Genomic DNA, 12,071 nt, shown 5'->3' with positions numbered 1-12,071 from the left:
AGCAAATAAATTCTAAAGTTTCTGTCCCTTGCTGGTAGTTAGGTGTCTCTTTCCTTAGTGTTTAGGTGTCTCTTTCTTTATTGTACAGGTTTTATGGCTGACTGTACAAACATTGTAAAAGATGTTGCATATTGGACGTAATACATTAAAAAAGCCCCATTTCATCGTGTGTCTGTATCTCCTAATGCCTGATAACTCCCGCTTGCTTTCCATTCTCCTGGTGTCATTCCTGTTTTTTGTTTGAATATTCTGTACAGGTGTGCACGTGAGGAGAAACCGCATTCCGAAGATATTGCATCATTATTGTAGTCGGGGTATTGAATCATCATCCGTTGCACCTCCTGGAAACGAATGTCGCTCAGCCATACGCGGAACGTGCGCTGAAGGTGTTGCTCGAAATAGTATGTAAGGTCGCTGCGCAAAATGTGCAACTGGTGGGATAGGGAGGCCAGGGTTACGCCAGGGTCACGGAAACCACCGGAAGAGGCCCACTCCTGCAACGCTTTTTCTATGTGCTCAATGCGCTTCTCAGATGGATCGGTAAGGTTTCCCTGTTCTGTTAGTTCTGCCTGAGTCTTGTCTGGAGCCATCTCTGGAGTGCAGTCATCCAGAACGTCCTCAATGGGCAAGATGTTGAATCCCAAGGCCACGAAGCTCAGTACGAAGATGAACAGCAGAAGTAGAGCCACAAGACCGAATATCATCAACAGCTTGCTTGACAGTATGGTGAACAGTATAAGGAATGCACAGGCGAATAGCAACATGCCGCCAGTGTAGGTGTAGCGCATGTAAGGGAGCATGTCACCGGCAGTCTCGGTCTCCAGTATGCGTCTGCGATAGCGAATCTCTCTATGGCTGCTGAACATAAACAGAATAATGCACGCAATGAACAGGGCGTAGAGAATGTAGAGCATTATGCCGAAGTGGATTGACCTGTTGCAGATATACCATATCCCAGCGGCAACATAGATGATGCAGCAGCCAACAAAGCCTCCTAACATACATCGCCTCGTGCTGCGGCGTGAGCATTCGAGGTTGACAATGGCGCAGGTTACGAGAAATGCCGTAGGAGTATAGAAGATGATGTTTGCCAACATGCCCACATCGTCACCCGACGCACGCAGACCATATCGCATCTGAAAGAAATAGTGTACAGAAAGGCATATCATGGATAACACGAGGAGTTTGCGTGACTTCTCATAACGCTTGTTCACCCACTTAACGTAGAAGCGGGAAAGGGCAACAAGCAATGCAAGACTGATGGTCACTATCATGCAGCAGAATTGGAGTAGAAATAAACTGTTCATATCCTCGTGTGATTCTGATTAAATATCGCTGCAAATGTACAAAAAAATATTCATAGAAAACCAAATGTTATCCTTTAATTTTCTGTTCACTCTTTTTTCCTTTTTCAGCAAGATGAATTCTGTATAAATCACGCATATATCCGACATTGTCCACCCAGATATCTGAAAACACCAACGCAGATAGCTGAAAACGCCAACGCAGATAGCTGAAAACGCCAACGCAGATATATGAAGCCTCACCACCATCCCAGTTGCTTCGGCGAAGTTCCTAACACTCGGCAATAGGGAAACATTTTTCCCATTGCTCTCGCTTAACTGGAATTTTCCCCAAGAGAGAGGGGAGTGGATAGTTTGAAGGATGCGAATGTCCCCTATAAACAAATCCCCAGCCTTCTCGCATTGGAGAGGACTGGGGAATTTTGTTTATTAGAGGCTTTTTTTACTTCACTACGACTTTCCTAATCTCGCTTCCCTTGCGGAAGATGTTTACACCCTTCTGGGGAGCATTGATACGGATGCCGTTGACGTTGTACCAATTCTCATTGCTGCTGGAGTCGCTCAGACCTGCTATGCTGGTTACGATAGAATCTTCATTGAAGTCAATAGCATAGGGGGTGTTGGGACTTCCGATGATACCGTCATCCTCGTATGATATAGTGGCGGTTGACTTGAGCATAACACCATCATAAGGAATGATGAACGAGAGTTCCTCTCCGCCATTTCCTGGTATGGTGAGGAAGACAATGCCATTGTCATTGGTAAATTCTGCCGAACGGCATTCGTCTCCATTGAACACTCCTATCTCGCTGTTGGCAAGAGGCTGACCGTCATAGGTTACGCGTGCCACTACAGTCATGTTTCCAGGGAACTGGCTGTTGTCGGTGGGTACGAATACACCATTCAGGCTACGCTCTGCCGCAATACGGCGAGTATTGAGATAAATGGAGACAGGATAACGGAAGGTTCTTGTCTCGCTGGACTGGCTCATGTACATGTAACCCTGACCTGGTGTGAGAGCCTGCAGTGAACCATTCCACTCGTATCCGTCATAGATGGAGAAACCCTGCTTGCTCTTTACCAAGTCGCCATCCTCGGGACTGAGTCCGGCAAAGGCATCGTCAACACTCTGGATAGAGGTACTGTTGAAAGCTATCCAGTTCCAACCTGGAACGACGCTGATGGTTCGTTCTGTATCATCAGGACGTGAACCTGTGATGGTGAGTGGAACAGCTGATGTCATGAGTATCTTGTACATATCACGGACATTGAGGCTGGTGAGGGTACCCTCCCAGATACCATCATACGTCATGGAAGAGGCAGTCTTGCTCTTCATCAGAACACTTTCTCCTGTAACGCCACTCATCACGGCACCCACGCTCATGTCCTCTGCATTCACAGCCAGAGAGGTCCAGTTCCAGCCTGTACCCAAAGCGATGGTCTGCTCTATCTTGTCAAGGGCATTGAGTTTAACGGGAGCATTAAACGAACCATAGATGGCTCCAGCAGTCAGTTTTACATCTGGAGTGCTCTCTACCACTGGCCATACCATGCCTGTGCTGGCATCATAGATGCGGAATTCTACGTCCTTGTCTTTCTCTGATGACTGGCATGCCACATCGAGCATCACGAAGTACTCGTCATAACGCTTGCTGTATGTGGGCTTAGCCACACCACGGCATTCGTCATCAACAAAGATTCCAAGTATATCGTCGACATCTGTAGAGGGAACACCATTGACTGAGAGTGTGCCCACAAGGTTCATGGAGCTGCTGTACTTGCTTGCGTCCACTGCCCAATTAGGAACATCTCCTGTGACGGTAACATTCAAGGCCAGAGGCAGAGCCAGGTCGTCACCATTTACCAGATAGATTGTCTCGGCATACTTGCCTATGGGGCATGACTTGCTCACAGTGAACTCAAGATCAACAGATGACAGCGGGTCGATATATCCGTTCTCGGTATTTACCTTCAGCCATGACGGCATGCCGCTCAGGTACCATTCCTGCTGAGTACCACCCTTGTTTGAGATTGTAGCCCCGAACGAGGTTTCCTCTCCACCCTTCTGGGTGACGCTGACCTTATCCTCAGCCCAAGCCAGACTGTTGCGGTTCACATAAGCTGTCCAGCTGATGGGATCACAGGAATTACCATTGTTGTCCTTTACGCGCTTTACCTTGAAGTTGATGGTGCAACCCTCAATGGCTGCTGGTTCTTCATTGATGTTGATGACCACCTTGTTGGCACTTGCTGTGTAAGAGAATGCCACATTGGTAAGCGTAGGCTTGGCCATCAGAGCAGGTGCCTGGTCGGTATACGCAAGGGAATTCTTACCATACATTGCCACACGTTTCACTCCGTCAGCAACGATGCTGAGGCTGGTGGTATCTGTCACGACCTGTTCAGCTTGGTCAAGTGTCTTAATCTCAAACGGGAAGTAAGCTACCAGACCAGTTTCTTTGCCTGTGAGTCTCAGCTTGCGGTTGTTGCTGAGCGAGGAAGCATCCAGAGTGGCGTTCCACAACCTTACCTCATCAACAAGACCTGTGAGATGACGGTCAGAAGATACGATATGGCTGTGTGTAGAATCAAGTTCACAACGTGCTCCTATCGCCAGAACATCATCATTGAATGTGGCGATATTGCGTGAGGATGTGCTGAGGGCGCGTTGTCCGTCCACATATACTGAGGTGTTTCCAGAACGCAGTACATTGATTGCGATATGATGCCACTCGTTGTCGGCCAGCACGCTGGTGCCTGCATCGTAAGTGTTGTCGTCAGAAGTGAACTTGAGCAATCCGTCTGCATCCATCCAGAGGCCATTCTTTCCCATATCCAGGAGCTGGGCCTCGCCCTGTTGCTTATCGGCCTTAATCCAGAACTCTACCGCCTGATTGTCCTCTGCATCTACAGCAAGATCTCCAATCGAGAAGTTCAGGTAGGAAGAGCCGTCCAGCACGACAGCCTTGTTCTCATTATTTATATACCATGTCTCGCCGGTGGAAACCAGATGACGATTTCGTGCATAGTCGGTAATCTTGTTACCCTCGCCCTCGTTCATCTTCCAGTAGCCCATGAGGTTGGCCGTAGATGGAGACTTGGTCTTCTGACGCTCCAACTGTGCCTTGGCATTGTCATGAGCCACATCCCACAAGGTGAGTTCGTGGATGGCGCCCTTCATTCTCTCTCCGATGCTGAGCGCACCCACTCCATTGTAAGCTGCTGTTTGGCAGTCACGGAAGAGTCTGTTGGTATTTGCTGACTCGGAAACAGTTGCATTGAGGATTCCCATTCCATCGGCTGCCTCATAACTTACTGTGAGGTAGCACCAGGTATCCTTTGGCATGACACCCTCGGAAACATAGGTGTCCTTACCCACGTTTATCACGAGATGCTGATTCTTGTCAACAGACAGGGTAAACTTCTCGGTTCCGCTTCCATGTGAGAGAATGGTTCCATCACTTTCAGCATACAACCACATGTCCGTAGAGAAGCTTCTGCCTGCCAGCGAGATGGAAGCCTCGGTGGATGCCGTACGCTCCTCTCCCTGTAGGGACAGTGCTGTGTTGTGCTCTATCTGCGAGCCGTTCATCACGGCTGTAATCTCGAAGTTGTCATCGCTGGTAAGCGCACCGCTGACAACATCTTCATTGAAGGTGACGCTGATGTCATCACCCACGCCCAGGATACCGTTCGAGGGCTGAGGCACTCCAAGTGGCTTGGGCTTCAGCATATCCTTGTAAATGGATATCTCGTTGCTGGAACGTGTAATCTCGCGACCACCGTAAGAGCTTACGGAGAGCACCCTGAAGCGGTAGAGACCATCGCTCTTGCCATGCATGTTGTAAATGTAGTCCACACTGGCCTCTTTTGGCAACAACAGTTTCCCATTCGTCAACTTGTTGGGATCAAGCACGTATTCCTGCAGGTTGGTCCAATCGGTGGAACCTGGAGCAAAGCTCTGGATGCGGAAACATTTCAGGTTGGCATAGTTGCGATCAAACTGGTCGAACGTGATGCACAAGGTGTCATTGGTGATGGTGTTCATGACATCCTTGTCAAGAGCCAAGTGTACTGAAGAGGATGAAGGCACGAACTGTGCTGACACATAGATGGTGTCGGCAATAGGTGCCCAGTCGCTGGCAGGATCATACTGTACCAGAGAACACAAAGTGATACTGATGCTGTCATACTGGAGTATGCTCTGATTGGTCTGCTCCAGCAGCAGAGTCTTGGTTACGGTCTCCGTGGCAGGAATCCTGATAACCCTACCTTCTCCTGTGAGAGGCAGCCCGTCGATGGTGAGCTTGGCACCTGTGGTGTTAGTCTCATCGTTGACAAGTAGCCTGTAGTACATGTCATCCTTCGTCTCGGAATTATTGTAGAGACTAAGCGTATAGCTGGCAGCACCACCAGTGGGCACATTGCTGACCATTGACCACTTGAGGCTGTCAACAGTAAGCTGTGGTTTCTCTATCTGCATGGTACCCTCCATGATAATCTTCTCGTCGGGCATATAATAAGAGGTACGCACCTCTCCCTCGTAAGGAGCGGAAGTCTGTCCGCCTCTTGTGCGGAAGATGGGAGACCATCCGTCACGATAGTCGAAGACGTCCACAGAGAGTGCATCGCCAGGGTTATCCTCCAAAGTATAGCTGAAGCTGGTGGACTCTGTGGTGGAAGACTCCGACATCTCATGTGAACCACCTCCCGTAATAGTTGAGAACGATGCAGAAAAGCCGAAACCATCAACGGTAACTCCTGTGGAAAGATTCAAGTTGAAAAGTCCCATATCGGTTTCATCGTGGCTACTTGTCTTGGTGGTATCTGTAGTCTGGGTCATGGTGACAGAAGATCCTCCATCAAATGACAAGTTGTTGACTAAATACTCCTTTTGCTTCTCATAAGCTGTTACTTTCTGTTTCTCATTGTTCTCCAGATGCTTAAGCCAGTTCTTGATGGAGCTGTTGAAATACATCACTGAATCGACTGCCACGAAATCTTTGGGAACCGACACAGGCAGTACCATCCTGTAGGATTTACCCACAGAAGATGGACGTTCTGTCGCAGCATCTCCCCATACGTCAGAATCATCATTGTCGGAGCCAAAGCGAGGGTCATCGGGATCGAGTGAAGTTACATATACCACATGATCCTTATCGTTGACATACTCATCTGTATTGGGTACCGTCACCAGGAATTTATTTCTCAGCATTTCCAGGTTGGGCAGAAGGTAATTCTCAATATGAGATAGCGAATGCTGGAATTCTGTGCCATAGCTTAATCCCGTGGTGGTTACTTCCTTCACGTCCAATTTTGCCGCAGTTTCCCCTCCCGTATTTCTGAAGAGTCCTACCTCGTTAGCCTTGCCGAAGACAATATTTGTGGATGAGCCGATGAAGATATCTCCGTTGGCACCCACATACTCAGGGTCAGCGGATGTGGAGATGCTCCTCTCTACACTGACGGTTCTTGTCCACGAATTTGCATTTTCCCCAGTTGAAGTAAAGGTCACACCTATTTCTTCGTCATTCTCTGCCTCTGTTGCGTGTGATGTCGTAAAGCCTATAGAGCCAATCTGAAATTCAACTATAAGACCATTCTTCTTCGTTACGGCAGCCCTATCTTCAGAAGACCACACCTTTGCATAGGAAGAGAAATGGCTGCTGACGGTTCCCTTGGTCCAGCTGGCACTTGAATATGATCCTGGAGGATCACGCAACACCATGTCAATTAGGTCGGGACCCTGAGTTACAAAGTTGCTTCCAGTGGGCAACGAACCCAGGATGACTGCCTTGAGTCCGCCATCCCTCCATTCCTTCATTTCTCCGTCGATGTTATAATAGAACTGAATACCTCTGACGAAAGGAGATGTGATATTTGGTAGTCCGGCCATCCATGTATAAGAGAATTGTCCCAGACTGTCAAGCTCAATGCTGTTTGTCTTCAACTCGTGTACCTCACCTGGTGTGCCATTTTCTGAATTACCTTGCATATATACAGTCTGGTCACTGGAGAGGGCGTTGCTGATGGTCACAGGGAGTCCGCTCAAGGGCACCACATCCATTGGATACTCGTTGTTCTCGGTGGAACGCATGTCATAGTTGACATACTGCTCATACGCCTTGATGTTGAAGGTGTACTTGTCCTGTGACACGAAGAGGGGATAGCCATAGTTGTAGACAACGGAATTCTGATTGCTGCTGCCTATGATGCGCTTGCGCACTTCTACCGGGAAATCGCCTAGCTCGTCACTTACCACACAACTGTCAATACCGAACTCGTCCGCTATACAGTCCTGCTGAGTAACCTCGAAGAAAGCATCCGTACGCCAGGCAAGCTTATAGGCTGTATGGTAGTCATACGTATATATATCGCCATTTTCCATCACCGTAGTGTCAGTCACCAGAGTCAATGGGTCACTCAAGTCAACATCCACATTATTCTTCAACAGGTTCTTTCCTGCATTTGGATTGTCCTTGTTGTTGTTGACGAATTTTATCTCCTGCAGCTCGTATCTCAACGGGGGAAGAAGAGCCGAGAACTCGCCTGTAAGGCTGTCGGTTGTGATGAATACATATTGCGACAAGTTGTCAGCTCCGCGATAAGCATGGCTCAGGATGTTATCGGTTTGAGAAACAACCTCTACTGTTGATGTGTTGGGGCTGTAAGCGATTGAGGCGTCATTCACCACCTTCATGGCATTGAAAACTCCGCTGTCGGTATACATCAACTTGAGCGTTGCCCGGCCAACGTTGTTTTTACTCTGCTTGCATCCTAAGGTCTTCTCTCCCTGGACGGTTCCACCCACTACGCGTCCTGTGTAGTTGACCAAAGTGGTATCCCAGAATGCGATATTACGCTTCTCCTCATTGAACAATATAGTGGTTCCCACTCCGTTCACGTCCGCAGGATAGCGTCCATTGCTGACAAAGGTATGCCCGTCCTTCTTGACCTCAATATAATGATTACCGATGGGTACACTTACCAGGAATTCACCTTTCTCATCGGTCTGTACCAGATTGCCATTCATGCTGGCAGCCTGTCCGTCCACATATACCGTACAGCCCTCCACAGGAATGGTGGTACCTGAATAGCGCACTATACCACTTGCCTTGAAGGAAGACTCATCGGTGAAGTCCACTCCGCTATATACCAGGGACGAGCCGCTCACAAAGCGACTTGATTTAGACGGAGAGAAGGAATGAACACCCTTTGACGGAATGATGGAATAGGTAGTACCATCACCTGAGAATGGGATGCCGCTGATGGTATAGTTACCATTCGAATCGGTCAAACCGCAGGCAGAGAGCTGGTCCTTGTTAGGTACGATATCGGAATCATCCATGCTCACGACTGTAGCATGGTTGCCGTTTGACACGCCGCCAGTCTTCGAGTAGTCGTAGGCTATGGACGGTTTCTCGATGCCCTCATCAAACTTGTAATATACCCAGAGCCCATCCTCGGAACCGGAAAGTACGCGGTTGTAGTTGCGCATCAACTCGGCATCGGTGAGAACCTTACGCCAGATGCGGCACTCGTCGATATTGGCAACGCAATAGGTATTTAGGCCATTACCTGTATTACCAAAACATATATTCCTTCTGGTCCATGTTTTTGTGCTACCTATGTTCCTATTATAGTATGTGGCTAAAGCCTCATCATTATACACCTTTTTCTGCATGTTTCCATCCTCGTCTATTACACGTAAGATAAACATGCTGTCTGGGCTGGCATTGTTGTATGAGAAAGAGATGTTATAGAACTTGCCTTTTTTAATCTTAATACCTGAAGAGTACCATCTATCCCACATTTCCACTACCCCTCTTGTGTTTAAGAAATAATCTTTAGCGAGATAACTAATTTCTCCATCACTGGCACATAGTCCTACGACACCTGCATCGAAGAACGTGTTTCGACTGTTCCTAATTGAGTCTGACCTGTAATACAACTGAGCAGTCCAAGAGTTGGAAAAGACGGAAAAATACTCAGTGGTGTCTTTCTGTGCAGTCTTGTCAAGGTAGACATATGACTTTGTACCTTCGATGCGCAAAGAATGGAAGGGGTTCAGAGTCTCGCCATCAGAGGAGTTCGCCTCAAGGCTAACCTTTACGCTGTCTACGGCTGTGCCTGTGCCAAAAGATACACGACCGCTGATGATACCTGTGGCCAAAGCAAAGCCGTCGGTCTTTTGAGAACCTCCATCGGAATATTCCGTTTTTCCATCATTATTACATTCACGGTAACATTGCACGCGATACTCATAGTAGGTGCCAGGCTGGGCTGTGTTGTCCTCGTAACTGTAGGACGTTGCGACTCCAGATGTAGTATATATAGTTAGGAAGTCATTCTCGTCCTGGCTGCCGAGCAGTCGGCGCTGTACATTGAAATAGGTGATGGATGTACCAACTTGGGTAACATTCCACGTTAGGCGTACTGTTCCGGAGAATGTTCCGCGGCTTGCCACTACGCTGGTTACCTCAGTAGAACCGGATATACTTCCTGTTGTTGAACTAATTAAGCTGAATGTCTTCTCCAATGCCGTAACTTCCACTTTGTACTTGTAAGTTTCGCATGGGCTTACATCTTTGTCTGTGAATACAACGGTAGTAGTGGTGCTGTCATTAATAGTATATGTGGCTATTGGTTCAGGACACCAGCTTGTCGATGGTGTGCAACGGTACAGCTTAAGAGTGTATTCTTTCTGTCCCTTGTTAGCATCCGTACCGGCATTATAGAAAGTGTTTAAATTACAGGTTATTTCTACCTTATCTTTAAAATTGGTACTTGGATTCAATGAATGCAAAGGTGAAGTCCTTGTTATTGTTTTCAGTACATAGCTGGAAAGCTCTGGAGCGTCAGAAGGACTGGTCAGTGCTTGATTCCACTCATTGGGTTGGAAGACTACGGTGTAACGATATTCCGTGTCGTACAGCAAGTCTTTGTCGTTATCTATAAATGTGTTTTGGTATTTACCATATTTGCTGTAGGCTACTTCACCAATCTTCTTGTGATCATCTGACGTTCCCTCTCTCTTACGGAAAACAATCCATTTTCCGTTTGTGTTTACATTATTGGCATCAGCGAACTGCGGATACCAGGTCAGGGTGACAGTCTTGCTCCATTGGTCGTGAGTCGCCTTCATTGCATACTTCTCGCCACTGCTTGCGTTACCCTTACCTACTGGGTTTGGACGAGGATATCCATACACCACAACAGAAGTGTATTTGTTGAGACTTATTCCCTTGGTAGCTGCTTTGTCTCCATTATTATTGTATGGAAATATGGTATATTCACTTGCAAATCTTGTCACAAGCGGATAAATGGTAGTCGGCGCATAGAGGCTTGGCACGTTCATTGTAACGGCCACACTGGTTGCGTCTGTACCGGCATCATAGTCTGTAGCGTTTCTGTTCTGAAGCGTCCCGCTATTCTTTGCAGCCTGTATAATGGTGTAGCGGTCTGACGTGAGTGGCCAGAAATCAGTTTTGTTGATCTTCTTCGCAAAGTGGAATTTGTAGCCCCATGTTCCAGCCTTCCCCTTCGTGATTGCATTTGGATAAGTATGCTTGGTGAGACTTGAAGAAAGCTTTGCCATGCCTTTTGATGGGCGAGACACCGTGAATGTTGGCAAATTTGTAACAGTGGGCGCTTTGATTGTTCTAGTAAGTACTCGGGTTGCTTGTCCTGAAGACTTATCTGTGTCAGATGCTTGTGTCCATTTCCAAGTTCCAGATACTTTTAATACTATGTTGTTGTCATCAAGTATTCGGTCGAGGATGATGTCAACATGACAGGCATACCATTTGTTGTTTCCCTCTCTCAGATTGGATATGGTAACTGTACCGCCTTTCTTGGTGGTTGAGAAAGACTGCGGATTCATCCACATGTTCGCAATGTAGTGCCTTACATTTTTCTCGGAACCAAGTTGGTCGGATATCGAGTCCCAAACCTTTCTAAGGTCAATGGCAAGCTCGTTATCAACATACAAGTTAACAGGACCTACATAGCCACAGTTTCCCTCATGATAATTGAAGAAAACAAGCTCAAATCCAATGTGCATGGTCTCTGGATATTTGAAACTTGTCCAACCATAAGCCGCTGGCGCGGTGTAATCTTGATCTGCCTTTGCCGTCTGGCTTAAAGGCAATAATGTCAAGAGGAACAGGACAATCATCCAGCCTCGACGGAACTTCTCTCCTACAAGCCATCGTTGGCGAGGAAAGAATCCTTTCTCTAAATGTTGCTTTTCAATCATAATTAACTGTTATATTTATGTTAGTATTGTAATTTGCCTGTACAAATATAATTGTTTTTTTTAACAGTAACAATTGAAATCGTTGCAGAATTGTTAAAATTCGATAAACTGGCTAATTTTTGTTGAATTAGCAAATGAAATTGTTGTTTTGACAAGTTTTTTTTGAATATGCATGTTTGCCATTTTCGTGATAGACTATATACTTATAAAATACATCCCGAATACACCGATTAGTATGCGAAATCGGCATGTTCCTTCATAAAACATCCCTTGAGTTAGTAAAAAAAGCCTCATCTGTTTGTTCAAAACGCTATTTTTTGGACCACAAGCATCCCCTTCTCACCTTATATACATCTTGTTTATGCTTCTGAGTTCAAAACCTTATATATATGCATGAATCCCGATGGAATGGCTCATTTCTGTATTTCAAGTCCCCCTATTACTTTCCTGTATTCCCATAATTATCTCTTTATTTCCACTCTTTTTTCCCTTTTTTCTCTCATATACTA

2 protein-coding genes are annotated in these 12,071 nt (G+C 46.8%); both read right to left on the bottom strand.

What is annotated here, in order from left to right; genetic code table 11:
- Window positions 1-161 precede the first annotated feature (161 nt).
- Window positions 162-1,307 carry an AraC family transcriptional regulator gene (locus CIL02_RS04260; RefSeq protein WP_094399380.1) on the bottom strand — a complete coding sequence of 382 codons (1,146 nt, stop codon included), beginning with the start codon at window positions 1,305-1,307 and terminating at the stop codon, window positions 162-164.
- A 439-nt stretch (window positions 1,308-1,746) separates the two neighbouring features.
- Window positions 1,747-11,562 (bottom strand): LamG-like jellyroll fold domain-containing protein, encoded by a 9,816-nt coding sequence (locus CIL02_RS04250; RefSeq protein ID WP_094399376.1) that lies wholly within the window; start codon window positions 11,560-11,562, stop codon window positions 1,747-1,749.
- Window positions 11,563-12,071: the final 509 nt, after the last annotated feature.

This window comes from Prevotella sp. P3-122, from assembly GCF_002251365.1.
GTDB lineage: Bacteria > Bacteroidota > Bacteroidia > Bacteroidales > Bacteroidaceae > Prevotella.
Note: the sequence above shows the minus strand (reverse complement) of the source record. Positions and strands in the feature narration are given on the sequence as shown.

Bases quoted from the DNA above. Each gene is read 5' to 3' on its own strand.
- CIL02_RS04260 (WP_094399380.1), bottom strand. From the start codon at position 1,307: ATGAACAGTTTATTTCTACTCCAATTCTGCTGCATGATAGTGACCATC.
- CIL02_RS04250 (WP_094399376.1), bottom strand. From the start codon at position 11,562: ATGATTGAAAAGCAACATTTAGAGAAAGGATTCTTTCCTCGCCAACGA.